A 25,271-nucleotide genomic window follows, 5' to 3' on the forward strand; every position below is an offset into this window, starting at 1 on the left:
TCGTGCGGGCGCCGTCCTGGCGCCCGCGCAGATCCTCAGGCCGACCAGGTGTCGCGCAGGGTCACGCTGCGGTTGAACACCGGCTTGGCTTCGGTGTGGTCGCGGCGGTCGGCGACGAAGTAGCCGGTACGCTCGAACTGGAACGACTGCTCCGGCGCGGCGCTGGCCGCGGCCGGCTCGACATAGCCGGTGACGGTGCGGCGCGATTCCGGGTTGAGGTAGTCGCGGTAGGTCTTGCCTTCCGATTCATCGTCCGGGTTCGGCACCGAGAACAGGCGGTCGTACAGGCGGATCTCGGCCGGCACGCCGTGCACGGCGCTGACCCAGTGGATGGTGCCCTTGACCTTGCGGTTGGCGCCTTCCATGCCCGGACGCGATTCCGGATCCAGCCAGCCGCGCAGCTCGGTGATGGTGCCGTTGGCATCCTTGATCACTTCATCGCAGCGGATGATGCCGGCGCCGCGCAGCCGCACTTCGCCACCCGGGACCAGGCGCTTCCAGCCCTTCGGCGGCACTTCGGCGAAGTCCTCGCGGTCGATCCACACTTCGCGTGCGAACGGCACTTCGCGGCTGCCGAAGCTCTCGTTCTTCGGGTGGTTGCTGAAGGTCAACTGCTCTTCGTGGCCTTCCGGCAGGTTGGTCAGCACCAGCTTGACCGGATCGATCACCGCCATGCGGCGCGGCGCTGCACTGTCCAGATCTTCGCGCAGCGCACCTTCCAGCACGCTGAAGTCGATCAGCGAGTTCTGCTTGCTGATGCCCACGCGCTCGGCGAACAGGCGCATCGCGGCCGGGGTGTAGCCACGGCGACGCAGGCCCTGCAGGGTCGGCATGCGCGGGTCTTCCCAGCCATCCACCAGCTGCTCGGTGACCAGCGCCATCAGCTTGCGCTTGCTCATCACCGTGTAGTTGATGTTCAGGCGCGAGAACTCGATCTGGCGCGGCTTGGCCGCTTCGCGTGGCAGGCCGGCGTCGACCAGCGGCTGGGTCAGGGCATCGTCATGGGCGAAATCGACGTTGTCCACGCACCAGTCGTACAGCGGGCGGTGGTCTTCGAATTCCAGCGTGCACAGCGAGTGGGTGATGCCCTCGATCGAATCACCCAGGGCGTGGGCGAAGTCGTACATCGGGTAGATCGGCCACGCGTTGCCGGTGTTCTGGTGCTCGACGTGCTTGATGCGGTACAGCGCCGGATCGCGCAGGTTGATGTTGCCGCTGGCCATGTCGATCTTGGCGCGCACGGTGCGCGCGCCATCCGGGAATTCACCGGCGCGCATGCGGCGGAACAGGTCGAGGTTTTCCTCGACGCTGCGGTCGCGCCACGGCGACGGGCGGCCCGGTTCGGTCAGGGTGCCGCGGTAGGCGCGCACTTCCTCGGCCGACAGGTCGCAGACATAGGCCTTGCCCTGTTCGATCAGCTTCTCGGCGGCCAGGTAATAGGTCTGGAAGTAGTCCGAAGCGTGGCGCAGTTCGTTCCAGCTGAAGCCCAGCCAGCGCACGTCGTCCTGGATCGCGGCCACGTACTCCGGATCTTCCTTGGCCGGGTTGGTGTCGTCGAAGCGCAGGTTGCAGACGCCGCTGAACTCACCGGCGATGCCGAAGTTCAGGCAGATCGACTTGGCATGGCCGATGTGCAGATAGCCGTTCGGCTCCGGCGGGAAGCGGGTCTTGATCGCCTGGTGCTTTCCGCTGGCCAGGTCCTCGCGCACGATCTGGCGGATGAAATCGCGCTTTTCGTGGCTGTCGGCGGGGGTCTCGGGGCTGGCGGGGGTGTGCTCGGACATGAGTCGGCGAAAAGAAAGGCAGAAAGACCAACAGTCTAGCGCGTACGGGGCAGGGCTGCCCGGTGGGGTGTGGGGATGCCGGCCAGCGGCCGGCACTACCCACCCATCTTCCGGTAGCGCCGGCCGCTGGCCGGCGGAACGTGGATCGCCGTACAGATGGGTAGTGCCGGCCGCTGGCCGGCAGAACGGTCATGCGCCGTCACCACCACCATTCAGCCCCCGGGCGTATGCTGGAACCCTGTCCCACGGAGCCGCCGCATGCACATCGTGTACAAGGCCGACAACCTGTTCGACGCCCACCTGGTCAAGCACGCGCTGGAAGATGCCGGCATCCCGGCCTTCGTGTTCGGCGAGTCGCTGCTGGGCGGCATGGGCGAACTGCCGCTGTTTGGCGTGCTGCGGGTGGGAATCCCCGATGCCGCGCGCACCCAGGCCGAGGACATCGTCGCCGCGCTGGACTTGGGCCAAGCCCCATCCGACCCCATTTCAGATGCAGACGACATAGCCGGCCTGCCGGCGTAGGAGCGCATCATGTTGGGAATTGGCCAGGGCATCCTCGGCATCGGCGCCTTCAAGCAGCGCCTGCCGCGCCCGGAAGAGGCGCTGCCGGGGCGCGAGCAGCCATTGCCGCTGCACAGCAACCAGCACTTCGTGAACAGCCATCCGCTGAAGGACCGTTTCGCCGGCCTGCAGCAGATCCGTTTCGCACTGGGTTGCTTCTGGGGCGCCGAGCGCAAGTTCTGGACCGAACCGGGCGTGTACAGCACCTCGGTCGGCTATGCCGGCGGCATCACCCCGAACCCGACCTATGAAGAGGTCTGCTCGGGCCTGACTGGCCACACTGAAGTGGTGCAGGTGGTGTTCGACCCGGCGGTGGTGAGCCTGGAGCGGCTGCTGCAGCTGTTCTGGGAAAGCCACGACCCGACCCAGGGCATGCGCCAGGGCAACGACACCGGCACCCAGTACCGCTCGGCGATCCACGCCACCGACGAGGCGCAGTACGCCGCGGCGCTGGCCAGCCGCGAGGCGTACCAGGCGCAGCTGGATGCGGCCGGCTACGGCCCGATCACCACCGAGATCGTGTATCCGGCACCGGAGTACTACTACGCCGAGGACTATCACCAGCAGTACCTGGCGAAGAACCCGAACGGTTACTGCGGCATCGGCGGCACCGGCGTGAGCTGCCCGATCGGGTTGGATGTGGAGGCGCCGCGCTGACGCGCGGTGGTCCGCCTGCGGCGGGCAACGTCAACGGCTGAAAGCCAAAGCCAAAGCCAAAGCCAAAGCCAAAGCGGCTCTGGTTTGCTGTGAGTTTGGCGGGATGGGTGCAGATGGCGGGACACGCCGTGAACCCGTCCTTGGGGGCTCGGCCACGGCATCCATGCCGTGGACGGTCCCGCCATCTGCACCCGTCCCACCTTCGACAGTTTCCCGGTGACGGTGGGCGAGAGCATGGGTTACTGACGAACTGAAGAAAAACAAAAAGGACGCGGCGTTCGCCGCGTCCTTTTTGTTTGATCCTGCAGTGCTTTCTGTAGAACCGAGTCATGCTCGGCTGCGAGCAAGCGAAGCGCGCGACCCGCTGTTGCTCTTCTTTCTTTCTTCCGTGGCGGGCGGCCACCGGAAACTGTCAGAGGGCGGTCGGGTTGGGTTCGCGGGAGTGTCCGCCGCATGGATGCGGCGGCCAAGCCCCCACGGATGGGTTTACGGCGTCTCCCGCGAACCCAACCCGACCGACCCAGCGCGGCTTTTTGCTCTTCGCGACCAACCGACCCGCCACGAGGGGCTCAGCCGTTGGCCGGAATCACAGTTCCGAACGAATGCGCTCGCGCAGCGCCTGCAGATCCTTGGCAAACGCATCGATACCGGTCGCCAGCTTCTCGGTCGCCATCGGATCGGCGGCCAGATCCGCCGCGAACTTCGCCGCATCAATCGGGGTCACCGCCACGCCGTCGGCGGCACCGGCCACCAGCTTGCGCGGCAGCTCGCCGTGGTCGGCGTCCAGCTTCTCCAGCAGGTCCGGCGAAATCGTCAGGCGGTCGCAGCCGGCCAGCGCTTCGATCTGCGCGGTCGAACGGAACGAGGCGCCCATCACCACCGTCGGCGAACCGCGACGCTTGAATTCGGCGTACACGCCGCGCACGAACTTCACGCCCGGGTCTTCGTCGATGCTGGCCGGGGCCTGGCCGTTGGCCACGTACCAGTCCAGGATGCGGCCGACGAACGGCGAGATCAGGAACGCGCCGGCTTCGCTGCAGGCCAGCGCCTGGGTCGGGTTGAAGATCAGGGTCAGGTTGCAGTCGATGCCTTCGGCCTGCAGGATGCGCGCGGCTTCCACGCCTTCCCAGGTCGCGGCGATCTTGATCAGGATCTTCTCGCGCGGCACGCCGGCATCGGCATACATCTGGATGAACTGGCGGGCCTTGGCCACGGTGGCGGCGGTGTCGTGGGCCTGGTCGGCATCCACTTCGGTGGACACGCGGCCCGGCACCAGCGTGCTCAGCAGCGCGCCGACGCCGATGGTCAGGCGGTCGGCCACGGCATGCACCACGGCTTCGCGGTCGCCCGTCTGCTGCCGGCCCCAGGCCAGTTCGCGTTCGATCAGCTCGGCGTAGACCGGCAGGTCCAGCGCCTTCTTCACCAGGGTCGGATTGGTGGTGCAGTCCACCGGCTGCAGGCGCTTGATGGCCTCGTAGTCACCGGTATCGGCAACGACCACGGACAGTTCGCGCAGCTGGGACAGTTTGGACGGGGTACTCATTACGGCTCCTGGTGCAGGGGGATCGAATCGCGCGCGGTGCGCAGCGGTAATCAGGGGCGGTCGTTGTGGACCGCGGTCACGCGCAGGCGCAGCTTGCGGCCGCCGGGCGCGTTCCAGTCGATGCTCTGGCCGATCGAAAGGCCGAGCAGGGCACTGCCGACCGGGGCCAGCACGGAAACCTTGCCTTCATCGACGTTGGCTTCGCGGGGGAAGACCAGGGTCAGGACGTGCTTCTCGCCCGACACTTCATCTTCGCACTCCACGCGCGAATGCATCATGACGATGCCTTCGGGAATCTGGTCCGGTGCCAGCACGGTGGCACGGTTGAGTTCTTCAGCAAGCGCGAGCGCGGCAGGCGTCTGGCTCAGCGCGGGGGATTCGAGCATGGCGTCCAGGCGGTCCATGTCGAAGGTGGAAACGGTGATCGACGGCGGCAGGCCGCTGGCGGTACTCATGGTGAAGCTCCTTGGTTGAAAGCCATGCAAAAGGCGGCACCTGCTGGCGCCGCCTGTCTGTATTGTGGGGACAAATGCGGCCGGAATCGACTCCTGCCGATTCCAGGCCGGTGCTGCGGGGGTTCAGCCGTTCAGCGCGGGGCCGGGCAGGGCGGCAGTGTCGCCGGCGGCGTTGACCGCCTCCAGGGTGAACAGCGCCTGCGGCAGGCGCTTGAACTGGTCGGCCAGCTCCATCAGGAAGTCGTTCATGGCCGAACTGCGGCGCCAGATCATGGCGATGCGGCGGCTGGGACGGCCTTCGCCGGTGAAGTCGAGCAGGCGGATGTTGTTCGAGCGCGGGACCGGCGGCTGCACTGACAGGCTCGGCAGCAGGGTGATGCCGACGTCGGCGGCGACCATCTGCCGCAGGGTTTCCAGGCTGGTGGCGCGGAACTCGGACTTCTCGTTGGCGCCGAACAGGCGGCAGACCTCCAGTGCCTGGTCGCGCAGGCAATGCCCGTCTTCCAGCAGCAGCAGCTTCTGCGTGGCCAGTTCCTGCACGTCCAGGTGTTCGCGACGGGCCAGCGGGTGGCGCCCGGAAACGGCCAGCAGGAACGGTTCCTCGAACAGGAACTCGGCATGCAGCTGGTCGTCGATCACCGGCAGGGCCAGCAGCGCGGCGTCCAGCTTGCCTTCGCGCAGGCGGTCCAGCAGCACATCGCTCTTTTCCTCGACCAGCAGCAGTTCCAGCTCCGGGAAGCGCTCGCGGATGCGCGGGATCACATGCGGCAGCAGGTACGGGCCGAGGGTCGGGAAGATCCCCAGGCGCACCGTACCGGCTTCCGGGTCGCGGCTGCGTCGCGCCGCTTCCTTCAGCTGTTCCACTTCGGACACGATCACACGCGCCCGTGCCGCCGCTTCCTGGCCGGCCGGGGTCAGCATCACCTTGCGCGGTGCGCGTTCCACCAGTGGCAGGCCCAGCTCTTCTTCCAGCTTGCGGATCTGCGTGGACAGCGTGGGCTGGCTGACGAAGCATGAAGCGGCAGCCCGGCCGAAATGCTTGTGGTCGGCCAGGGCTACCAGGTACTTCAGATCACGTAGGTTCATCCTTACACCCCAGGGGTAACGGACCGGCTGACGGCGTGGTTACCCGACAGGCAGACAAAGTTCCCGGTGATCTGGGAACGGTGGATCAGGCCGCTTCAGCAACGGCACCGCTGCTGTTGCTCACCGACGAGCGGATCAGGTGGTCGAACGCGCTCAGTGCGGCGGTTGAGCCGGCGCCCATGGCGATGATGATCTGCTTGTAGGGTACCGTCGTGCAATCGCCAGCGGCGAACACACCCGGCAGGTTGGTCTGGCCGCGGTCGTCGATGACGACCTCGCCACGCGGCGACAGCGCCACGGTGTCCTTCAGCCACTCGGTGTTGGGCAGCAGGCCGATCTGCACGAAGATGCCTTCCAGCTCGACGCGGTGGGCGTCGCCGCCGACGCGGTCCTTGTGGACCAGGCCGGTGACGCGGCTGCCGTCGCCCAGCACTTCAGTGGTCTGCGCGCTGGTCAGCACGGTGACGTTGCCGAGGCTGCGCAGCTTCTTCTGCAGCACTTCATCGGCGCGCAGGCTGGAATCGAACTCCAGCAGGGTCACATGCGACACGATGCCGGCCAGGTCGATGGCCGCTTCCACGCCGGAGTTGCCGCCGCCGATCACCGCCACGCGCTTGCCCTTGAACAGCGGGCCATCGCAGTGCGGGCAGTAGGCCACACCCTTGTTGCGGTACTGGTCCTCGCCCGGCACATTCATCTGCCGCCAGCGCGCGCCGGTGGACAGGATCACCGAACGCGACTTCAGCACCGCGCCGTTTTCCAGCTGCACCTGCACCAGGCCGTCTTCACCGGCCGGCACCAGCGCACTGGCGCGCTGCAGGTTCATGATGTCCACCTCGTACTCGCGCACGTGCTGTTCCAGCGCCGTGGCCAGCTTCGGGCCTTCGGTCTCCTTCACCGAAATGAAGTTCTCGATCGCCATGGTGTCCAGCACCTGGCCACCGAAACGCTCGGCGGCGATGCCGGTGCGGATGCCCTTGCGTGCGGCGTAGATTGCCGCTGCAGCGCCGGCCGGGCCACCGCCCACCACCAGAACGTCGAAGGCGTCCTTGGCAGCGATCTTCTCGGCATCGCGCTTGCTGGCATTGGTATCCAGCTTGGCCACGATCTGCTCGAGGGTCATGCGGCCCTGGTCGAACACTTCACCGTTGAGGTACACGGTCGGCACCGACATGATCTCGCGCTTCTCGACTTCGTCCTGGAACAGGGCACCGTCGATGGCCACGTGCTGGATGCGCGGGTTGAGCACCGCGGCCAGGTTCAGGGCCTGCACCACGTCCGGGCAGTTCTGGCAGGACAGCGAGAAGTAGGTTTCGAACTTGTACTCGCCTTCCAGGTTCTGCACCTGCTCGATCAGCTCGGCGGTGGCCTTGGACGGATGACCGCCCACCTGCAGCAGCGCCAGCACCAGCGAGGTGAACTCGTGGCCCATCGGCAGGCCGGCGAAGGTCAGGTGGATGTCCTGGCCCGGGGTGCCCAGGTCGAACGAGGGCACGCGGCCCTGGCCGTCGCGCAGCACCTGCAGCGAGATCTTGTCCGACAGGCTGTCCAGGGTCTGCAGCAGTTCCAGCATTTCCTGCGACTTGGCGCCATCGTCGGCGTGCGCGGTGATCTGGATCGGGCGGGTCACGCGCTCCAGATAGGTCTTCAGCTGCGACTGCAGGTTGGCGTCCAACATCGGGTCTTCTCCTGGCTTCAGGCAAACAGGGGGCGTGGCACCGCTGTAGAAGGTAGCGGACCAGCAGGGGGTAGGGGTGAACCCAAGACAGCGACCGTGGAAGGGGCTGGCTGGCCAAAGCGAGCGGGCGTTGGCTGTCTTGGGTTCACCCCCACGCCGGCGGGGGGACCGGCACGGGGATGAAGGGCGCACCGTGGCGTGGGGCCACGGCAGGCCGGTACTGCGTTAGATCTTGCCGACCAGGTCCAGCGACGGGGTCAGGGTCTTCTCGCCTTCCTTCCACTTGGCCGGGCAGACCTGGTTCGGGTTGGCGGCGGTGAACTGGGCAGCCTTCAGCTTGCGCAGGGTCTCGGCGACGTCACGGGCGATCTCGTTGGAGTGGATCTCCAGGGTCTTGATCACGCCTTCCGGGTTGATGATGAAGGTGCCGCGCAGGGCCAGGCCTTCCTCTTCAATGTGCACGCCGAAAGCGCGGGTCAGCTGGTGGGTCGGGTCGCCGACCAGCGGGAACTGGGCCTTGCCGACGGCCGGCGAGGTTTCGTGCCACACCTTGTGCGAGAAGTGGGTGTCGGTGGTGACGATGTAGACCTCGGCGCCGGCCTTCTTGAACTCGGCGTAATGGTCAGCCGCGTCCTCGATCTCGGTCGGGCAGTTGAAGGTGAAGGCGGCCGGCATGAAGATCAGGACGGACCACTGGCCCTTCAGGCTGTTGTCGGAAACCTTGATGAACTCGCCATTGTGGTAAGCGTTGGCTTCGAACGGCTGGATCTGGGTGTTGATGAGGGACATCATTTTTCCTCTGGTGAAGGGGAGTGGGTGAATCGACAGGACCTAGGTTACCGATTCGCTTGCGATAAGAACAATCCATTGATTGCATCTATTTGATAGATGGAGTCTATCAAAGTGCCATGAGCAGACACTGAATCTTGCCGTTCCCATCGTGCAACTGCCTGTGTGACAAGGGAAATCGTCCTGAGCGGGTGAAGAGGGCTGATAGCCCCTCCTTATGCCCTCTGGCGAAACCTGAACGGATTCCAGCTTTTGTAGAGCCGAGCCCATGCTCGGCTGGGGGTGGAGCAGCCGAGCATGGGCTCGGCTCTACAATTGCGGAATGTCTTTCCAAACCGAACCCACCCTGCGCCAGATCGTGGCCGATGCCAGCGCCCGCCTGGGCGGCATCGAAGCCCGCCACGAGGCTGAACTGCTGCTGCTGCACGTGCTGGACCGCCCGCGCAGCTGGCTATTCGCCCACGCCACCGATCCGCTGGCCGCCAATGACCAGGCCGCCTTCGAGGCGTTGCTGGCCCGCCGCGTGGCCGGTGAGCCGGTGGCCTACCTGACCGGCCGCCGCGGATTCTGGACGCTGGACCTGGAGGTCGACCCGGCCACGCTGATCCCGCGCCCGGAAACCGAGCTGCTGGTCGAGCTGGCACTGGAGCGCCTGCCGCAAGACCAGTCGCTGCAGCTGGCCGACCTGGGCACCGGCAGTGGTGCGATTGCACTGGCACTGGCCAGCGAACGGCCGCAGGCGCAGGTGCTGGCCACCGATGCCAGCCCGGGCGCGCTGGCCGTGGCCGCGCGCAACGCGGCCCGCCATGAACTGCGCAACGTCCGCTTCGCCGAGGGCGGGCACGACTGGTATGCGCCGCTGCAGGGCGCGCGCTTCGACCTGATCGCCAGCAACCCGCCGTATATCGCCAGCGACGATCCGCATCTGGAACAGGGCGACCTGCGTTTTGAACCGGCTACCGCGCTGGCCTCCGGCGTGGATGGCCTGGATGACATCCGTCGCATCGTCGACGGTGGCCAGGCCCACCTGCTGCCCGGCGGCTGGTTGCTGATCGAGCACGGTTGGGACCAGGGCGAGGCGATCCGCGCGCTGTTCGACGCTGCTGGTTTCACCGAGGTGCAGACCGTGCAGGATCTGGAGCAGCGCGACCGCATCACCCTGGGTCGGCGTCCGGCCTAGAATGGAGGTTCTCCTGCCCCGGCAGGGCATCACCCTGGAGCTGCAAGCATGCGTACGCTGTACCCCGCCATCACCCCCTACGACGTCGGCACCCTGAAGGTCGACGACCGCCACACGCTGTACTTCGAACAGTGCGGCAACCCGGACGGCAAGCCGGTGGTGATGCTGCACGGTGGCCCGGGCGGCGGCTGCAGCGACAAGATGCGCCAGTTCCATGACCCCTCCAAGTACCGCATCATCCTGTTCGACCAGCGTGGCGCCGGCCGTTCCACCCCGCACGCGGATCTGGTGGACAACACCACCTGGGATCTGGTGGCCGACATCGAAAAACTGCGCGAACACCTGAAGGTGGATCGCTGGCAGGTGTTCGGTGGCAGCTGGGGTTCGACCCTGGCCCTGGCCTATGCCGAAACCCACCCGCAGCGCGTGACCGAACTGGTCCTGCGCGGCATCTTCATGCTGCGTCGCTGGGAGCTGGAATGGTTCTACCAGGAAGGCGCCAACCGCTTGTTCCCGGATGCCTGGGAGCACTACCTCAAGCCGATCCCGTCGGTGGAGCGTCATGACCTGATCTCGGCCTTCCACCGCCGCCTGACCAGCGAAGACGAGACCACCCGCCTGGAAGCAGCCAAGGCCTGGGCGGTGTGGGAAGGCGCGACCAGCTTCCTGCATGTCGATGATGACTTCATCAACAGCCACGAAGACCCGCATTTCGCGCTGGCGTTTGCCCGCATCGAGAACCACTACTTCGTCAACGGCGGTTTCTTCGAAGTGGAAGACCAGCTGCTGCGTGACGCGCACCGCATCGCCGATATTCCCGGCGTGATCGTGCACGGCCGCTACGACGTGGTCTGCCCGCTGGCCAACGCCTGGGACCTGACCAAGGTCTGGCCGAAGGCCAAGCTGGAGATCACCCCGGCCTCGGGCCATTCGGCGTTCGAGGCCGAGAACGTGGACGCGCTGGTGCGCGCCACCGATAGTTTTGCCTGATACCCACGGGGTCAGATCCCTTTCCCACGGAAAGGGCTCTGACCCCGGTCCGGAACCCCATCCACGCATGGCGTGGATCTACCACAGCCTGGTAGTGCCGGCCGCTGGCCGGCAACCGGGAAACGGTTGGATCGCGCAGACGCCGACCAGCGGCCGGCGCTACCAATCGCCGGCCAGCAAGGCGTCAGCCAGCACCTGCAGCTTTGGCGAATGCTGGCGCGACGGCGGGTAGATCAACGACAGTTCGCGGCTGCGGCCTTCGAACGGCTGCAGCACGCGCTGCAGCCGGCCATCGGCCAGCGCGTCGGCCACCGCGAAATCCATCACCTGCACGATGCCGATACCGGCGATGGCCGCTTCCACCAGCGGATCGCCGCTGTCGAACACCATCCGCGTCGGCGGCGTGACTTCGCGCAACTGGCCGTCCTGCAGGAACTGCCAGTCCACCAGCCGCCCACTGCGCAGGTTGCGCACGGCCAGGCACGCGTGATCCTGCAGCGCGGCCACATCGTCCGGCGCGCCACAGCGGGCCAGATAGGTGGGGCTGGCCACCGTTACCCAGCGCAGCGGCCGCAAGGGCCGCGCAACAATGCGCTGGTCGGCGATGACGCCGGTGCGCAGCGCGGCATCGAAGCCTTCCTCGACCAGATCGACCAGGCGGTCGCTGAGCACGGCTTCCACCTGCAGCTGCGGATGCCGTTGCAGCAACGGTGCCAGCATCGGCACCAGCACCTTGCGCCCGAACATCGACGGCGCACTGATCTTCAACGTGCCTGAGGGCGTGCACGGGCGATCGGCCAGCTGCCGCTCGGCATCGTCCAGGCCGGCCAGCAGCGGTGCCACCTGTTCCACGAACTGGCGGCCATCCGGGGTCAGCGCCACGTTGCGGGTGTTCCGCTGCAGCAGCTTCACCCCCAGCGATACTTCCAGCCGCCCGATCGCACGCGACAGGCCGGACTGGCTCAGGCCCAGCTGGCCGGCGGCCACGGTGAAACTGCGGGCTTCGGCCACCTGCACCAGCATGCGCACCGCATTGAGGTCCATCGAGGCTGCATTCATGCGGAAAATCATGACAGAAATGGCGGGTAGGGGGTTTATTGATTCGGCCGCATCAATGAGACTGCGCTCCCCCACCGATCCAGACCGCCGATGCCTCCCCTCAAATACCCGCGCTGGGCGCTGACCCTGCTGGCCACCGCACAGCTGATCATCGCCCTGGATGCCACCATCATCTTCGTCGCCCTGCACGACATGGGGCGCGCGCTGCAGATCAATGCGCAGCAGCTGCAATGGGTGGTCAGTGCCTACACCGTCGCCTTCGGCGGCAGCCTGCTGCTGGGAGGCCGTGCCGCCGACCTGATCGGCCGCCGCCGTTTCTACCGGCTGGGCATGCTGCTGTTCGCACTGGCGTCGCTGCTCGGTGCGCTGGCACCGAATGCCACCCTGCTGATCATCGCGCGCGCCGCGCAGGGCGTCGGTGCGGCCCTGCTGTTCCCCGCCACGCTGGCACTGATCAACACGCTGTACGCCGAAGGCCCGGTGCGCAACCGCGCGCTGGCGATCTGGAGCATGGCCAGCGCGGTGGGCCTGGCGCTGGGCACGCTGCTGGGTGGCGTGCTGACCCAGGCGTTCGGCTGGCCGGCGGTGCTGGCTGTAATCGTGCCGCTGGCCACCGCTTGTGCGGTCGCTGCTGGTGCGTGGCTACCGGCCGATGGCCCGCAGGTGCGAGGCCGCTCCTTCGACCTGGCCGGTTGCCTCACCGTCACCGCCGGCGGCAGCCTGCTGGTCACCACCCTGGTGCAAGGGCCGGAGTGGGGCTGGACGGCGCCGGCCACGCTCATCTGCCTGCTGCTTTCAGCGGTACTGCTCACGGTGTTCGTGCAGATCGAAAAGCGCAGCCGTGACCCGCTGATGCAGTTTTCGCTGTTGCGCCTGCCGGGCCTGCGCGCGGCACTCGGCCTGACCTTCGCCTTCATGAGCAGCTATGGCGTGCAGTACTACTTCCTGGCGCTCTACTTCCAGGATGGCTACGGCTGGAGCCCGCTTCAGGCCGGCATGGCGTTCCTGCTGCCGACATTGGTGTGCACCTTCGGCATCCGTATTGCCGAACGCATGCTGCGGCGCCGTTCGCCACGACAGGTACTGGCCTGGGGCTTCGCCGCTGGTGCCATCGGCATTGCCGCGGTGGCGCTGGCGATGCCGCATGGCGCCAGCTACTGGCCGCTGCTGCCGGGCATCGTGGTGCTGAGCGTGGGCCAGGGCATGAGCTGGACAGCAATGTGGATCGTGGCCGGCCAGGGTGTGCCGGGGCCGCAGCAAGGCGTCGCGTCTGGCATGGCGGCCACCGCCCAGCAGATCGGTGGCGCTTTGGGATTGGCGGTACTGGTGATGATCGCCAACGCCGCGCGTGGCGCGCAGGCGGCAACGAGTCCAGGTGCCCTGCAGGGCATGGTCAATGCACAGTACGGCGCCGCGCTGTTCGCCGCGCTCGGCGTGGTGATCGCGCTGGGCCTGCGCCCGGCGCCGGTAGACTCGGCAGCGACTGCCTGCCTGAGCACCGACGCATGATCGAACTGCTGGACCTGCGACAGACCCTGCATGCCTTCGCTGCCTGCAACGATGACGATGAGGTTTGGAACGCCTTCGGCTGGGTGATGGCCAGCGGCGAGGACCTGCTGGCGGCACGGTTGTGGTTGCCGTCATCCAGTGATGAAGCGCTGGATGACGACGGCGAGCGATCGGCCGCTTCGGCAGCGATGGGGCTGTTCCCGTATCTGGAACCGGCCACGTTTGCCGACGTGCTGGATGTGCAGAAGCGGCAACGCCCGCTGTCGTCGCTGCAGGAGTACGCGCAGGCGCTGGCGTACTACGCCGAGTACGACGCGTTCCAGCAGGTGGAAGGTGTTGACGAGGCACTGGGTGAAGCGGAGGCTGCGGAACAGGTGGCTGCGCGCGAGGCAGGTGTGGGCACAGGCATCTTCGCGTCCTTCGATCTGACGCTGAGGGCGTGCCCGGAGGGGCAGATCAAAGCAGCAGCCCAGCGCGTGGCGCACCTGCTGGAGATTCCGGTGGGCGAGGCGCTGGCGCGCTGCCGCGCGTTGCCGTTGGTGCTGGGTGAAGCGCTGGATCGTCGCCGCGCGCAGGCGATCAAGGATGATTTCGACGCCATCGGTGCGACCGTGCAGGTGCACGGCTTCAAGCCGTTCCCGTGGATGGACGCGCCCGTATTGCGTTGAACAACACCATCCACGCATGGCGTGGATCTACTGGGGTATCGCGAGTAGATCCACGCCATGCGTGGATGACCCTCACCCGGCCGCCAGCAACCCCGGCTGCAACGCGCTGAAGATCCGCGCCAGCCGATCCGCCCACGCGAGCTGCCCAGCCACATCGGCAATCAGGTCCTGGCGGATTTCCAGTTCCACGTGCACCAGCCCACGGCCTTCGCCGTGCACCGGCACCGCGTAGTCGCTGGTGCTGCTTACCGAATACGGTTCGTTGTCACCCACCACCAGGTCGCCCTCGTCGCGCAGTGCGTGCAGCAGCGCATGCGCAAAGCGCGTGTCCTGGTGGTAAAGCACGCCGGCATGCCACGGACGCTGCGTGCCGTTCATCGCCGGGGTGAAGCTGTGCATCATCACCAGCAGGGTGGGGCGGCCGGCATCGCGGCGTGCATCAAGCTCGGCGTCGATGCGCGCGTGGTAGGGTGCGTGGATCGCATCGATGCGCTGCTGGCGCTGCGCTGCCGACAGCCCGGCATTGCCTGGCACCACGGTGTGGTCGCTCACTTCCGGAATCAGCGTTGGCGACACCAGCGGGCGGTTGCAGTCGATCAGCAGCCGCGAATAGGTCTGTTCGATCGCCCAGGCATCCAGCCGTTCGGACAGTGCACGGGTGGTGCCGGCAATGCCGATGTCCCAGCCGATATGGCGGTCCAGTTCGGCCTGCGGCAAGCCCAGGCCTGCAAGGGCACGCGGCACCTGCTGGCCGGCATGATCGGCCAGCAGCAGGAACGGCGAGGCGCCCTGCGGCCGGTGGATCGTGTGGATCGCCGGGTCGTCTTTGCCCAGAAGCGCAGGCAGCGCGTGCAGATCGGCGTCAGCCACGCGGGCGTCCATCCAGGTGGTGCTCGATCATCCACAGTCCGGCCCACAGCTTGGCGTCCAGCTCGTAGCCTTCGCCCATCTTCTGCACCAGCCACGCGGCGGCCTGCGCGCGCGGAATCTCATGCACGATGATGTCTTCGCTGTCGTCACCACCGCCCTCACCAACGCGGCGCAGGCCGGTGGCACGCACGAAGGCGATCTTCTCGCTGCTGGCGCCGGAGGAGGTCGGGCCTATCAGCAGCACTTCGGCGTGATCGGCGGTCCAGCCGGTTTCTTCTTCCAGTTCGCGCACGGCCGAAACTTCGATCGATTCGCCTGCATCGATGTCGCCGACCAGGCCGGCCGGCATCTCGATGGTGGGCGCCTGCAGCGGTACGCGGAACTGTTCGACGAACAGCACGTTGTCGTCAGGGGTGACCGCGATGATGATCGCCGCCAGGCCACCGGCATGGGTACGCTCGCTGTATTCCCAGGTGCCTCGCACCAGCATGCGCTGGTACTTGCCTTCATAGACGACGCGCGGGGCTTCGGTATTGCGCTGGCTCATGCGGGCTCGCTGTGGGTGGGAAGAATATCGGGCACGCCGGCGGCATCGAACAGCCGGCGGCGGGTCATCGGGCCGAAGCGCAGGGTCTGGCAGAGGCCGCCGAGCAGCTCGGGATCGGCGTTCTGGCGCAGCAGGCCGGGCTGGCTGCCTTCCAGCGGCGCGTCCAGCGCGATGGTGGTGAGCTGGCGCCAGAGCAGGGCGTGCTCGCGCTGCTCGCGCAGGCGCACTGCCATTTGTGCGGCGCCGCGCAGGCGCAGGAACGGCACTTCGTCCAGGCGTTCGTACAGCACATCCATGCTGCCGAAATGGGCCAGCAGCACGGCGGCGGACTTGCTGCCGACACCACTGACACCGGGAATGTTGTCCACCGCGTCGCCACACAGCGCCAGGTAATCCGCGATCTGGTGCGCATGCACGCCATGTCGTGCCTTCACCCCGGCCACGTCCCAGCGCTGGTTGCGTGCGTAGTCCCACTGTTCGTCGTGGTCCAGCAGCAGCTGCGACAGGTCCTTGTCGGCGGAGATGATCACACCGCGGTGGCTGCCACGATGCACATGCAGGGCGCTGCCGATCAGGTCATCGGCCTCGTATTCATGGTGGGCCAGAACGGCAAGGCCCAACGCCGCGCACAGCGCCTTGCAGTGCACGAACTGGCGCTTGAGCGCCTCCGGCGCCGGGTCGCGGTTGGCCTTGTAGGCGGGGTACAGACGGTGGCGGAAGCCACTGTCCAGCGCTTCGTCGAAGGCGATGGCGATGTGACGCGGGCGCTCGCGCTCCAGCAGGTCCAGCAGGAAGCGGGCGAAGCCGTGCACGGCATTGGTCGGCCAGCCCTGCGCATCCTGGAACTGATCCGGCAGCGAGTGCCAGGCGCGGAACACGTAGATGCTGGCGTCGACCAGGTACAGCGACGGCGGTGGTACCGGCAGGGTCATGCCGGTGGCGTCCAGTCGCGCAGCAGGGCGGCCGGATCCGGACGCTCGCGCTCGGGCACAGCGGCCTTCGGCGTGCCGATATGGATGAAACCGGCGATGCCTTCGCCCTCGGCCAGGCCCAGGTAGGCGTGCACGGCGGGGTCGAAGGCCATCCAGGCGGTCAGCCACTGCGCGCCGAAGCCCAGCGCCTGTGCGGCCTGCAGCAGGGCGAAGCAGACGCAGCCGGCGGTCATCAGCTGTTCCTGCTCGGGCACCTTCGGGTCCGGGCGCGGGCTGGCCACCACCACGATCACCAGCGGCGCATGGCTGAAACGCTGGCGGTCCTTCTCGAATACCGCCTCGCCGGCATGCGGGTCGCGCTGGCGGCTGCGCTCGGCCAGGAAGTCGCCCAGAGTGTGACGTGCATCGCCGGCGATCTTCAGGAAGCGGAACGGCACGCGCTTGCCGTGATCGGGCACGCGCACTGCCGAAGCCAGCATCCGCTGCAGGGTGGCCGGATCCGGGCCGGGCTCGGCCAGTTGCCGCGAAGGCACGGAGCGGCGGGCATCCAGGGCAAGCAGGGCAGCGGGGTCGGGCATGGAGTCTGAACCGGTCATCACGGGTGTTTGATTATAGTCGGGGTGGTCAATGACGCCGTCTGTGTCGCGTCCTGCCCCTGAATATCAAACTGTGATGAACATCATGCCACTGGCGGGAAAGGGACGACCGCTTCCTCTCGCCTCGTGGGCCTCGCACGGCTTACGATATCTATCTTGCCGGGCCGCCGGTCATGAGGTTTGAAGTGAGGACTGTTTCACTGTCCGTGACGGGCTGGCCGGCCTACCATCGACGTACCGGTACATGGGGTGTACCGGCCGTCGCGATGTCCATGCTGTCTGTCGTACCAGAGAAGGTGGGGAGCCTTCCCGAATGATGAGCGCGCCCACACCGATGGGATCGCCGGGCCGTGACCCGGCCCAGCTTCAGCGTGCCCGGGACATGGTCCTGCCGGCGCTGTGCCAGGCTTTCGGGGCCGCACTGGCGCGTTTCGACGATGCACTGTTCGACCGGGCCGGCAATGCAGGCTCGTCGCAGCTGCTGTTCCTGGATGCGATGCGCGAGCTGCGCCGCCGCCGTGAGGACATCGCCGCCGCCTTCGCTGGCCACCTGCAGCGGGCCTGGGATGCACTGGCCAGTGGCGAGCCGCTGTCGGCCGAAGCCACCCTGTCCGGGCCGGCCGAGGATGGCCTGAGCCTGCTGGCTGAACATGTACTGGAGTCGCGGTTGGCGGTGCGCAATTTCGCCACCGTGCTGCTGCGCGACTTCAAGCCGGTGCTGGCGCGGCTGGACCGGCGCCTGGGCCGCTTGATCGGCGGCGCCGAGCTGGATGCCGACCACAACCCGGTCAGCCCCGAACACCTGGGCGTGGCCATCCATGAGGCCTTTGCCGGCTGCGAGCTGGCGCCGGAAGTGCACCTGGTGCTGATCAAGCTGTGCGAGCGCGACCTGCGCGCGCCGGTGGGCCGTATCTACGAGAAGCTTGACGAGCAGCTGGCCGCCGCTGGCGTGATGTCGCAGATGGGGGCGCCGCGGCGTCCGCTGTCGGCCGCGCCCGACCCGCGCATGGCGCCGGGCGCGGACGATCTGGTCGAGCCGCGCCACGCGGCGGGCTTCGAATCCGACTTCAGCGATGATGAACAGGCCGCACCGGCCTGGGCGCAGCGCTTTGCCGCGCGCTGGTCCGAGCGGCGTGGCCACATGCAGCAGCACCTGGGCGCCGAAGACGGCGACACCGGCGAGGCCCATGCGGGCCAGCAGGGCATGCTGCTGGAGGCGCTGCACGAACTGCTGCAGCAGACCCGCCACGTGCGCGAGGACGCGACGTCGGCCGCACAGGTGGCGATCGGCCAGCAGCGTCCGCTCAGCCAGCGCGAGATGATGTCGGTGCTGTCGCTGCTGCAGGCCACGCCCAGTGCGACGCTGCGTGCGGCCATCGGCGAGGATGGCGAATCCCTGGCGCAGCGGCTGAAGAGTGAAGTGCTGTCCAGCGCCACCCGTCTCGGCGTCGATCCTGGCCAGACCCGGCTGGACCCGCAGGACGAGGACGCGATTGATCTGGTCGGCATGCTGTTCGATGTGATGCTGGACGAACGCGAGCTGGAAGGTCGCTCGCGCGAGCTGATCGGCCGCCTGGTCGTGCCCTTCGTCAAGGTCGCGATGCTCGACCGCCGCATGTTCGTGCAGAAGACCCACCCGGCACGCAAGCTGCTCAACTCGCTGGCCGAAGCCTGCGAGGGCAATACCGGCGAAAGCCAGGCCGAGCGGATGCTGATGGCCAAGGTCGAGGAGATCATCGAGCGGCTGGTGGCCGAGTTCAACGAGAACCTGGCGATCTTCCTGACCCTGGAAGAAGAATTCCGCGAATTCCTCGTGCAGCACCGCCGCCGCGTGGAAATCGCCGAGCGCCGCGCAGCCGAAACGCAGCGCGGCCAGGAAAAGCTGGAAATGGCCCGCAGCCGGGCCGGTGCCGAACTGGACCGCCGCATCGGCGATGCCACCCTGCCGCCGGCCATCGCCGGGTTCCTGCGCCAGCCATGGCAGCACCACCTGACCCTGGCGCTGCTGCGCGAGGGCGAGGAGGGCGCGTCGGTGACCGAGGCACTGAGCCTGGGCGACGGCCTCCTGGAGGAAGTGGCCGAGGCCCGCCGCCAGATCGTCGGCAAGCCGTGGCTGCAGGCCTGGCAGCCGGTGCTGGCCAAGGTGTTCGCCAGCGTGGGCGTGCACGGCGATGCCGCTACCGGTGCCATCGACGCCCTGCATGACACCCTGCAGGGCATTGCCGAATCGCGGCCGGAACTGCAGCGCGCGCTGCCGGAGCTGCCACAGGTTGCCTTGCCGGCGCCGCCGGTGGCTGAATCGCCGGCGGTGGAGTTGAGCGGCCAGATCGATGCCGATGATTTCGACAATGCCGACGCCGATCGCTTCCGCCGCATGGAAATCGGCAACTGGCTGGACTTTGTCGACAAGGACGGCAAGGTGCAGGCAGGCAAGCTGTCCTGGGTCAGCCCGATTTCCTCGCGCCTGCTGTTCGTCAACCGCCGCGGCGTGCGCTTCTGCGTGGCTTCGCCGGAGGAGCTGGCGGTGATGGTGCGGCTGGGACGGCTGCGTGCGCACGTGGATGACGGTGCCTTCGACAGCGCGATGCAGGGTGTGATCGATCGGCTGGACCCGGGCAGCGCAACACTGCACTGAGCCGTGGCCGCCTGCTAGGATCGGGAAAACTCACCGATCAGCGGGGACCTGCATGGCCGTGGCGTTGCTGGGGATCAAAGAGACCGCGCCGGGCGAACGGCGCGTGGCGTTGACGCCGGAAACCGCGCGCAAGCTCGGCGCCCTGGGCATCACTGTCTGGTACGAGCCCGGTGCTGGACTGGCCGCGGGTTTCACCAATGCAGCGTATGACGATGCTGGTGCCCGCGCGTTCGATGCCAGCCGCTGGGCCGAAATCGACATCCTGTTGTGCGTGCAGGCGCCGGCGGCGGCGCTGCTGGAACAGCTCAAGCCGGGTGCCACCGTGGTTGGCCTGTTGACTCCTGCCAGTGATCCGGCCCTGGCGGCATTGGCTGCCGATGACCGCCTGCACTTGTTCCCGCTGCAGCAGCTGCCGCGCACCACCCGTGCGCAGGCGATGGACGTGCTCAGTTCGCAGGCCGGCATGGCCGGTTACAAGGCCGCGCTGATCGCCGCCGAACGCGCACCACGCTTCTTCCCGATGCTGACCACCGCTGCCGGCACCGTGCGGCCGGCCAAGGTGCTGGTGATCGGTGCTGGCGTGGCCGGACTGCAGGCCATTGCCACCGCGCGCCGGTTGGGCGCACAGGTGGAAGGTTTCGACGTGCGCCCGGAAACCCGCGAGCAGATCCAGTCGCTGGGCGCGCGCTTCCTGGACCTGGGGGTGAGCGCGGCCGGCGAGGGCGGCTATGCGCGCGCGCTGACCGACGAGGAGCGCGCCGAGCAGCAGCGTCGGCTGGCCGACCACCTGCGCGGTGTGGATGTGGTGATCTGCACGGCGGCGGTACCGGGGCGCCCGGCACCCACCATCGTCACTGCCGCAATGGTGGAAGGCATGGCCACCGGCAGCGTGATCGTGGACTTGGCGGCCGAGAGCGGCGGCAACTGCGCACTGACCCAGCCGGGGCAGTGCATCGAGCATCAGGGTGTGACCATCGATGGCCCGCTGGGCCTGGCCAGCCGCGGCGCGACCCAGGCCAGCGAGATGTATGCGCGCAACCTGCTGAACTTCGTCGCGCTGTTCGTGCACGAGGGGCAGCTGGCGTTCGACTGGGACGACGAGTTGCTGGCCAAGACACGCTGGCTGGCGTGAGTCGGTAGATCCACGCCATGCGTGGATTAACGGCCCCGTGTGCGGACCAAGGTCCGCACCCACCCTGCGGATGCCAGCGTTACCGCGGCTTCGTCGGCGGTGGGTTGTCGCGCACCCAGTCCTTTCGCTGTTCCGGCGTCATCTGCGACCAGCGCTCGCGCAGTGCGTCGCGCTGCGCGGGGGGCAGTTCCCGCATCTGGCCGAACAGGGCCCGGGCCTGCTCACGCTGTTCCGGGCTCATGTGCTCGAAGCGGCGCAGGCCACGGCGGGCCTTGTCGCGTTCCTCAGGGCTCATCGTCTGCCAGCGCTGGCCGTGCGAGAGCATGCGCTGGCGCTGGCCGGCATCGGCGCTGTTCCAGCGGTCGCGCAGCGGCGCCAGCAGCGATTCCCGCTGAGCTTCGCTCAACTGTTCCCAGGCCGGCAGCGGCGTGGCCGGCGCAGGGCGTGCCGCAGGGGCGGGCGCGGCGCTCTGCGCCAGCGCCGGGAGGGCCGGCAGCAGCAACAGAGTCATCAGCAGGGGCAGGGTGTGCAGTCGGGACATGATTCACTCCATCGCCAGGTCGGTATCGCCCAGCCACAGGTACAGATCGGGATTTTCGTCGTAGAGCGCGCTGTTGTCTTCCACCGAGGCAAGCACAGGTGCCGGCGCCGGGCCCGTCAGCGTGCCATGGCCAGTGAACTGCAGGCCGATACCCAGCGCCACCACCAGCGAACAGGCACTGGCCAACCACCAGCGCCAGCGCCCGCGATGGGCGGCCGTGGCGCCGTGGCGAGCCTGGCGCAGCCGGGCTAGCGTTGCCGGCGACAGCGCGTGCAGCGACTGCGCGTGCAGGCTGCGCAGGGTGTCATCGGAAGGCAGGGAGCGGTTCACGGGTGGATCTCCAGGTAATCCTGCAGCGCTTGGCGGGCGCGTGCCAGATGGGTTTTTACCGCGCCTTCGCTGCAGCCCATGGCGCGGGCGGTGGTGGCCCCGTCCAGGTCCTGCAGCACGCGCAGGGTGAAGGCCTCGCGCTGGCGGGCGGGCAGGCGGCGCAACGCGTCCACCAGCTGCTGGTACTGCTGGCGCTGTTCATGCGCCTGTGCCGGGTCCGGGCCGGGATCGGCCCAGTCGATCTCGCCGCCTTCCGCATCCTGGTTGTCGCGCCAGAACGGCAGGCGGAAGCGGCGCCGGCGCTGCACGTCGATCACGCGCCGGCGCAGGATGCTCCAGAACAGCGGCGCCCATTCGGCAGCCGGCTTGTCGGCGTAGTCCAGCATGCGCAGCAGCGCGTCCTGCACCGCGTCCATGGCGTCTTCGCGCTGGCGCAGGCCGGCCTCGGCGAAGCGGAACGCACGCGGGCCAACACTGGCCAGGAACGCTTCCAGCGATGCTGGCAGTGCATCGGTCTCGGCGCTCGGGGGGACGGGGCTGCTCACCAGCACAGGGTACGGTTCCTCGCTCGGGGTCACCATCGACAACGCGTGAGTGCGGCTTCGGTTGACGCCGGGTGCGCACCGGGTTCAGCCCATGGTTATGATGGGACGACGAAGACAGAGCAGGAGCGTTGCCAGTGAGTGACGGGTTCGTGGCGCTGTACATCTTCATGCTGGCGGCCATCGCCGGCCACGTGATCATTTCGCGGGTGCCGGTGATCCTGCATACCCCGCTGATGTCGGGCTCCAACTTCATCCACGGCATCGTGCTGATCGGCGCGATGGTGGTGCTGGGGCACGCGCAGACACCGCTGGAAAAAGCCCTGGGCTTCCTCGCCGTGGTGCTCGGTGCCGGCAACGCCGCCGGTGGCTACGTGGTCACCGCGCGCATGCTGGAAATGTTCAAGCCGAGCGCGCCCAAGGGCGGCAAGGACGAGCCGAAGGAGCCGCAGGCTTGAACATCAGCACCGTCGAACTGCTCGATTGGCTGGTCAAGGCCAGCTACCTCGTCGCCGCCACGCTGTTCCTGCTGGGCCTGCAGCGCATGGCCTCGCCATTGACTGCGCGCAGCGGCATCCGCTGGGCCGGGCTGGGCATGCTGCTGGCCACGGTGGCGACCTTCTTCCTGCCTGAACTGCACAACGTACCGCTGATCCTGGTGGCGCTGCTGCTGGGTGCCGGCCTGGCCTGGTGGTCGGCCGGCAAGGTGGCCATCACCGACATGCCGCAGATGGTGGCGCTGTACAACGGCATGGGCGGTGGCTCGGCGGCGGCCATCGGTGCAGTGGAACTGCTGCGCTACGCCTTCCTTGCCAATCGCGATACCAGCCACTGGAGTGCGCAGGCGCTGGCCGACCTGGCCGCGCGCCAGCCGTCGGGCATGGTGCTGCTGCTGGCGGTGGTCGGCGCGGCGATCGGTGCGGTGTCGCTGTCCGGCTCGGTGATTGCCTGGGCCAAGCTGGATGGCCGGCTGGACAAGCGCGTGACCTGGCCCGGCCAGCAGGTGATGAACCTGCTGGTGGCACTGGCGGTGGTGGTGCTGGCGATCATCGCGGCCAGCACGCTCAACACCTGGGCGATCGTTGCCTTCTTCGTGCTGGCGCTGGCGCTGGGCGTGCTGATGACGCTGCCGATCGGTGGCGCCGACATGCCAGTGGTGATCTCGCTGTACAACGCCTTCACCGGCCTGGCGGTGTCGTTCGAAGGCTACGTGCTGGGCAACGAGGCGTTGATCATCGCCGGCATGATGGTCGGCGCGGCCGGCATCCTGCTGACCCGGTTGATGGCCAAGGCGATGAACCGGCCGATCCGTAACGTGTTGTTCTCCAACTTCGGCGGTGGTGCTGGCGGGGAAGCGCAGGCGATCAGCGGTTCGCAGAAGCCGATCGAGGCGTCGGATGTCGCGGCGATGATGGCCTACGCCGAGCGCGTGGTGATCGTGCCTGGATACGGCATGGCCGTGGCGCAGGCCCAGCACAAGATCTGGGAACTGGCGCAGCGGCTGGGCCAGCGCGGGGTCAAGGTGAAGTTCGCGATCCACCCGGTGGCCGGGCGCATGCCTGGGCACATGAACGTGCTTCTGGCCGAGGCGGGCGTGCCCTACGACCTGATCGCCGACATGGACGACATCAACCCGGAGTTCGCCAACACCGACGTGGTGCTGGTGATCGGTGCCAACGACGTGGTCAATCCGGTGGCACGCACCGACCCGGCCAGCCCGATCTACGGCATGCCGGTGCTGGACGTGGTCAACGCGCGCAACGTGGTGGTGATCAAGCGCGGCAAGGGCACTGGTTTTGCCGGCATCGAGAATGCGCTGTTCTATGCCGACAACACCCGCATGCTGTACGGCGATGGTGCGGAAGCGGCAGCGTCGCTGGTGAGCGAACTGAAGGCGCTCGACGGCGGGCATTGAGGTCCGGCTGCATCCGGTGGGTGCGGACCTTGGTCCGCACGCTCTTGCCGGCCAGCGGCCGGCACTACCCTCCCATCCACGCATGGCATGGATCTACCCGCGCATCCCCGGTAGCGCCGGGCCATGCCCGGCGGGCGCAGCAAGCGGCACGCTCAGCGCGCCAGCCAGGCACCCACGGCGACACCCACGGCCAGCCAAAGCCATTCCACGGCGCCATTGGCCAGGGTGATCAGGGTCCAGGCCAGGTGCGGGCCCATGCGCAGGCTGGCGTCCCACAGGTCCAGCCCGATCGAGCCGCCCATCCAGGCGCTGGCGATGGCCCAGTTGGCCGCGGCGGCCACCAGCAGGGTGCCCAGTACGACCAGGGCAATGCGCAGCCGGCCCGGGCCCAGCGTGCCCATGCGCAGCATGAACACCAGTTCCAGGGCGGTCAGTACCGCCATCCAGCCGACCTGCCGGCCGGTCATCAGCGCCAGCACCATCCAGGCAAGGGGAGCAACAACCAGACCCAGCAACAGCATGATGGGCCAGAGCCAGGTCACGGTCCTGGCACGCGCGGCATTGGAGGACATCGAAGCTCCCTGAAGATCAGCCACAGGATACTGTGGTTTGCCGCAGTGCACCGGCGGCCGCAGGGCGGCTGGGCTAGAATGCCGTCTTGCGTGGCCCCGGCCACGGCCCCATATCGGTACCCATGTATTCCCGTAGCAGCGAACCTGTCCACTTCGAACGCGATTGCGAGGCCGTGATGGTCCCGCAGGGCGACACCGTGACCCTGCCCGCCGGCAGCTATGGGTACATCACCCAGGCGCTGGGCGGCAGTTATTCGGTGTTCGTCGAGGGCAACCTGTTCCGCATCGCCGGCAAGGATGGCGACGCCATCGGCAAGGAGGCGCCGGCACCGCTGGAACTGCCGGCCGACGCCACTGATGAACAGGTGGAACAGCTGGTATGGCAGCAGCTGCGCACCTGCTTCGATCCGGAAATTCCGGTCAATATCGTCGAACTCGGCCTGGTTTACGAGGTCGAGATCAAGCACCTGGATGAAGGCCAGCGCGAGATCGACGTGAAGATGACCCTGACCGCACCGGGCTGCGGCATGGGCGACATCCTGGTCGACGACGTGCGCAGCAAGCTTGAAATGATCCCGACGGTGGCCGAGGCCGACGTCGACCTGGTGTTCGACCCGCCGTGGAACCAGCACATGATGTCCGAGGCGGCCCGGCTCGAGACCGGCATGCTTTGACCCAGGGCCCGCAGTGACGCGGGCCC

At 67.5% G+C, this 25,271-nt stretch carries 26 protein-coding genes; 11 read left to right on the plus strand and 15 right to left on the minus strand.

The window, feature by feature from the left end:
• Positions 1–35 precede the first annotated feature (35 nt).
• On the minus strand, positions 36–1,784 hold the full coding sequence (locus tag AC5P57_RS21195; protein ID WP_262234596.1) for a glutamine--tRNA ligase/YqeY domain fusion protein: 1,749 nt from the start codon (positions 1,782–1,784) through the stop codon (positions 36–38).
• Between the two features lie 258 nt (positions 1,785–2,042).
• Here AC5P57_RS21195 and AC5P57_RS21200 point away from each other — a divergent pair, with 258 nt between their 5' ends.
• Complete coding sequence (locus tag AC5P57_RS21200) at positions 2,043–2,306, plus strand: putative signal transducing protein (RefSeq protein ID WP_099552744.1); 264 nt, start codon at positions 2,043–2,045, stop codon at positions 2,304–2,306.
• 30 nt (positions 2,307–2,336) lie between these two features.
• Entirely contained in the window at positions 2,337–3,002 is a 666-nt protein-coding gene (msrA, locus tag AC5P57_RS21205) for a peptide-methionine (S)-S-oxide reductase MsrA (RefSeq protein ID WP_165929946.1), read from the plus strand.
• A gap of 586 nt (positions 3,003–3,588) precedes the next feature.
• Here msrA and AC5P57_RS21210 read toward each other — a convergent pair.
• The 5 genes from AC5P57_RS21210 to ahpC all read right to left on the minus strand — a co-directional run bounded on the left by AC5P57_RS21210 (position 3,589) and on the right by ahpC (position 8,553).
• The gene (locus tag AC5P57_RS21210) at positions 3,589–4,545 is read right to left on the minus strand and encodes a transaldolase (protein ID WP_099552742.1); all 957 of its coding nucleotides are present in this window, start codon (positions 4,543–4,545) and stop codon (positions 3,589–3,591) included.
• 50 nt (positions 4,546–4,595) lie between these two features.
• Positions 4,596–5,000, minus strand: coding sequence for a nucleoside diphosphate kinase regulator (gene rnk, locus AC5P57_RS21215; protein WP_005408156.1), 405 nt, complete (start codon positions 4,998–5,000; stop codon positions 4,596–4,598).
• A 123-nt stretch (positions 5,001–5,123) separates the two neighbouring features.
• A complete protein-coding gene (locus AC5P57_RS21220) occupies positions 5,124–6,086 on the minus strand; it encodes a LysR substrate-binding domain-containing protein (RefSeq protein ID WP_087921594.1) in 963 nt (320 codons plus the stop codon).
• Positions 6,087–6,171: 85 nt separating this feature from the next.
• The gene (ahpF, locus tag AC5P57_RS21225) at positions 6,172–7,764 is read right to left on the minus strand and encodes an alkyl hydroperoxide reductase subunit F (RefSeq protein WP_262234597.1); all 1,593 of its coding nucleotides are present in this window, start codon (positions 7,762–7,764) and stop codon (positions 6,172–6,174) included.
• A 225-nt stretch (positions 7,765–7,989) separates the two neighbouring features.
• Positions 7,990–8,553: an alkyl hydroperoxide reductase subunit C gene (gene ahpC, locus AC5P57_RS21230; RefSeq protein ID WP_014036055.1), complete on the minus strand. Its 564-nt coding sequence runs from the start codon at positions 8,551–8,553 to the stop codon at positions 7,990–7,992.
• 322 nt (positions 8,554–8,875) lie between these two features.
• Here ahpC and prmC point away from each other — a divergent pair, with 322 nt between their 5' ends.
• Both prmC and pip read left to right on the plus strand, forming a co-directional pair.
• The gene (gene prmC, locus AC5P57_RS21235; protein ID WP_099552740.1) at positions 8,876–9,733 is read left to right on the plus strand and encodes a peptide chain release factor N(5)-glutamine methyltransferase; all 858 of its coding nucleotides are present in this window, start codon (positions 8,876–8,878) and stop codon (positions 9,731–9,733) included.
• 48 nt (positions 9,734–9,781) lie between these two features.
• Positions 9,782–10,723, plus strand: a complete 942-nt coding sequence (gene pip / locus AC5P57_RS21240; protein ID WP_032130095.1) for a prolyl aminopeptidase — start codon at positions 9,782–9,784, stop codon at positions 10,721–10,723.
• 159 nt (positions 10,724–10,882) lie between these two features.
• Here the strand turns inward: pip and AC5P57_RS21245 are convergent, their stop codons facing one another.
• On the minus strand, positions 10,883–11,767 hold the full coding sequence (locus tag AC5P57_RS21245) for a LysR family transcriptional regulator (protein ID WP_262234624.1): 885 nt from the start codon (positions 11,765–11,767) through the stop codon (positions 10,883–10,885).
• Positions 11,768–11,872: 105 nt separating this feature from the next.
• Here AC5P57_RS21245 and AC5P57_RS21250 point away from each other — a divergent pair, with 105 nt between their 5' ends.
• Both AC5P57_RS21250 and AC5P57_RS21255 read left to right on the plus strand, forming a co-directional pair.
• Entirely contained in the window at positions 11,873–13,291 is a 1,419-nt protein-coding gene (locus AC5P57_RS21250; RefSeq protein WP_262234598.1) for an MFS transporter, read from the plus strand.
• Positions 13,288–13,959: a DUF7716 domain-containing protein gene (locus AC5P57_RS21255; protein ID WP_262234599.1), complete on the plus strand. Its 672-nt coding sequence runs from the start codon at positions 13,288–13,290 to the stop codon at positions 13,957–13,959. Before AC5P57_RS21250 ends, AC5P57_RS21255 begins: the two co-directional genes overlap by 4 nt.
• Positions 13,960–14,031: 72 nt before the next feature.
• Here the strand turns inward: AC5P57_RS21255 and AC5P57_RS21260 are convergent, their stop codons facing one another.
• The 4 genes from AC5P57_RS21260 to AC5P57_RS21275 are packed head-to-tail and all read right to left on the minus strand — an operon-like array spanning position 14,032 to position 16,886.
• Positions 14,032–14,829 (minus strand): N-formylglutamate amidohydrolase, encoded by a 798-nt coding sequence (locus tag AC5P57_RS21260; protein WP_262234600.1) that lies wholly within the window; start codon positions 14,827–14,829, stop codon positions 14,032–14,034.
• A complete protein-coding gene (locus tag AC5P57_RS21265) occupies positions 14,822–15,376 on the minus strand; it encodes an NUDIX hydrolase (protein ID WP_099552737.1) in 555 nt (184 codons plus the stop codon). Before AC5P57_RS21265 ends, AC5P57_RS21260 begins: the two co-directional genes overlap by 8 nt.
• On the minus strand, positions 15,373–16,308 hold the full coding sequence (locus AC5P57_RS21270) for a 5'-3' exonuclease (RefSeq protein ID WP_099552736.1): 936 nt from the start codon (positions 16,306–16,308) through the stop codon (positions 15,373–15,375). Before AC5P57_RS21270 ends, AC5P57_RS21265 begins: the two co-directional genes overlap by 4 nt.
• Positions 16,305–16,886, minus strand: a complete 582-nt coding sequence (locus AC5P57_RS21275) for a nitroreductase family protein (protein WP_106550889.1) — start codon at positions 16,884–16,886, stop codon at positions 16,305–16,307. Before AC5P57_RS21275 ends, AC5P57_RS21270 begins: the two co-directional genes overlap by 4 nt.
• A 331-nt stretch (positions 16,887–17,217) precedes the next feature.
• On the opposite strand from AC5P57_RS21275, the gene pacR reads away from it, so the two are divergent.
• Positions 17,218–19,539 carry a PacR family protein gene (gene pacR, locus AC5P57_RS21280; RefSeq protein ID WP_142807298.1) on the plus strand — a complete coding sequence of 774 codons (2,322 nt, stop codon included), beginning with the start codon at positions 17,218–17,220 and terminating at the stop codon, positions 19,537–19,539.
• Positions 19,540–19,591: 52 nt separating this feature from the next.
• Positions 19,592–20,671 (plus strand): NAD(P) transhydrogenase subunit alpha, encoded by a 1,080-nt coding sequence (locus tag AC5P57_RS21285; protein ID WP_262234601.1) that lies wholly within the window; start codon positions 19,592–19,594, stop codon positions 20,669–20,671.
• 79 nt (positions 20,672–20,750) lie between these two features.
• Here AC5P57_RS21285 and AC5P57_RS21290 read toward each other — a convergent pair whose 3' ends face one another.
• The 3 genes from AC5P57_RS21290 to AC5P57_RS21300 are packed head-to-tail and all read right to left on the minus strand — an operon-like array spanning position 20,751 to position 22,123.
• Positions 20,751–21,212, minus strand: a complete 462-nt coding sequence (locus AC5P57_RS21290; RefSeq protein ID WP_262234602.1) for a DUF3106 domain-containing protein — start codon at positions 21,210–21,212, stop codon at positions 20,751–20,753.
• Positions 21,213–21,215: 3 nt separating this feature from the next.
• Positions 21,216–21,542, minus strand: coding sequence for a DUF3379 domain-containing protein (locus tag AC5P57_RS21295; RefSeq protein ID WP_262234603.1), 327 nt, complete (start codon positions 21,540–21,542; stop codon positions 21,216–21,218).
• Positions 21,539–22,123: an RNA polymerase sigma factor gene (locus AC5P57_RS21300; RefSeq protein WP_005408172.1), complete on the minus strand. Its 585-nt coding sequence runs from the start codon at positions 22,121–22,123 to the stop codon at positions 21,539–21,541. The genes AC5P57_RS21295 and AC5P57_RS21300 overlap by 4 nt, the downstream gene beginning before the upstream one ends.
• A 98-nt stretch (positions 22,124–22,221) precedes the next feature.
• Here AC5P57_RS21300 and AC5P57_RS21305 point away from each other — a divergent pair, with 98 nt between their 5' ends.
• Both AC5P57_RS21305 and AC5P57_RS21310 read left to right on the plus strand, forming a co-directional pair.
• On the plus strand, positions 22,222–22,542 hold the full coding sequence (locus AC5P57_RS21305) for an NAD(P) transhydrogenase subunit alpha part 2 (RefSeq protein WP_005408173.1): 321 nt from the start codon (positions 22,222–22,224) through the stop codon (positions 22,540–22,542).
• A complete protein-coding gene (locus AC5P57_RS21310) occupies positions 22,539–23,999 on the plus strand; it encodes an NAD(P)(+) transhydrogenase (Re/Si-specific) subunit beta (protein WP_262234604.1) in 1,461 nt (486 codons plus the stop codon). The genes AC5P57_RS21305 and AC5P57_RS21310 overlap by 4 nt, the downstream gene beginning before the upstream one ends.
• Before the next feature lie 152 nt (positions 24,000–24,151).
• Here AC5P57_RS21310 and AC5P57_RS21315 read toward each other — a convergent pair whose 3' ends face one another.
• Complete coding sequence (locus AC5P57_RS21315) at positions 24,152–24,571, minus strand: hypothetical protein (protein ID WP_099552730.1); 420 nt, start codon at positions 24,569–24,571, stop codon at positions 24,152–24,154.
• Positions 24,572–24,693: 122 nt separating this feature from the next.
• Between AC5P57_RS21315 and sufT the strand changes: the two genes are divergently transcribed.
• Positions 24,694–25,245 carry a putative Fe-S cluster assembly protein SufT gene (sufT, locus tag AC5P57_RS21320; RefSeq protein ID WP_012479222.1) on the plus strand — a complete coding sequence of 184 codons (552 nt, stop codon included), beginning with the start codon at positions 24,694–24,696 and terminating at the stop codon, positions 25,243–25,245.
• Positions 25,246–25,271 lie beyond the last annotated feature (26 nt).

Source organism: Stenotrophomonas sp. YJH_SMC_79, from assembly GCF_059367995.1.

Coding starts and splice junctions, on each gene's coding strand:
- AC5P57_RS21275 (WP_106550889.1), bottom strand. CDS start 16,886: ATGCCCGACCCCGCTGCCCTGCTTGCCCTGGATGCCCGCCGCTCCGTG.
- AC5P57_RS21300 (WP_005408172.1), bottom strand. CDS start 22,123: ATGGTGACCCCGAGCGAGGAACCGTACCCTGTGCTGGTGAGCAGCCCC.
- sufT (WP_012479222.1), top strand. CDS start 24,694: ATGTATTCCCGTAGCAGCGAACCTGTCCACTTCGAACGCGATTGCGAG.
- AC5P57_RS21250 (WP_262234598.1), top strand. CDS start 11,873: ATGCCTCCCCTCAAATACCCGCGCTGGGCGCTGACCCTGCTGGCCACC.
- pacR (WP_142807298.1), top strand. CDS start 17,218: ATGATGAGCGCGCCCACACCGATGGGATCGCCGGGCCGTGACCCGGCC.
- AC5P57_RS21265 (WP_099552737.1), bottom strand. CDS start 15,376: ATGAGCCAGCGCAATACCGAAGCCCCGCGCGTCGTCTATGAAGGCAAG.
- AC5P57_RS21210 (WP_099552742.1), bottom strand. CDS start 4,545: ATGAGTACCCCGTCCAAACTGTCCCAGCTGCGCGAACTGTCCGTGGTC.
- AC5P57_RS21195 (WP_262234596.1), bottom strand. CDS start 1,784: ATGTCCGAGCACACCCCCGCCAGCCCCGAGACCCCCGCCGACAGCCAC.
- AC5P57_RS21285 (WP_262234601.1), top strand. CDS start 19,592: ATGGCCGTGGCGTTGCTGGGGATCAAAGAGACCGCGCCGGGCGAACGG.
- AC5P57_RS21245 (WP_262234624.1), bottom strand. CDS start 11,767: ATGGACCTCAATGCGGTGCGCATGCTGGTGCAGGTGGCCGAAGCCCGC.
- ahpC (WP_014036055.1), bottom strand. CDS start 8,553: ATGTCCCTCATCAACACCCAGATCCAGCCGTTCGAAGCCAACGCTTAC.
- AC5P57_RS21290 (WP_262234602.1), bottom strand. CDS start 21,212: ATGTCCCGACTGCACACCCTGCCCCTGCTGATGACTCTGTTGCTGCTG.
- rnk (WP_005408156.1), bottom strand. CDS start 5,000: ATGAGTACCGCCAGCGGCCTGCCGCCGTCGATCACCGTTTCCACCTTC.
- AC5P57_RS21200 (WP_099552744.1), top strand. CDS start 2,043: ATGCACATCGTGTACAAGGCCGACAACCTGTTCGACGCCCACCTGGTC.
- ahpF (WP_262234597.1), bottom strand. CDS start 7,764: ATGTTGGACGCCAACCTGCAGTCGCAGCTGAAGACCTATCTGGAGCGC.
- AC5P57_RS21315 (WP_099552730.1), bottom strand. CDS start 24,571: ATGTCCTCCAATGCCGCGCGTGCCAGGACCGTGACCTGGCTCTGGCCC.
- AC5P57_RS21255 (WP_262234599.1), top strand. CDS start 13,288: ATGATCGAACTGCTGGACCTGCGACAGACCCTGCATGCCTTCGCTGCC.
- AC5P57_RS21220 (WP_087921594.1), bottom strand. CDS start 6,086: ATGAACCTACGTGATCTGAAGTACCTGGTAGCCCTGGCCGACCACAAG.
- AC5P57_RS21270 (WP_099552736.1), bottom strand. CDS start 16,308: ATGACCCTGCCGGTACCACCGCCGTCGCTGTACCTGGTCGACGCCAGC.
- prmC (WP_099552740.1), top strand. CDS start 8,876: ATGTCTTTCCAAACCGAACCCACCCTGCGCCAGATCGTGGCCGATGCC.
- pip (WP_032130095.1), top strand. CDS start 9,782: ATGCGTACGCTGTACCCCGCCATCACCCCCTACGACGTCGGCACCCTG.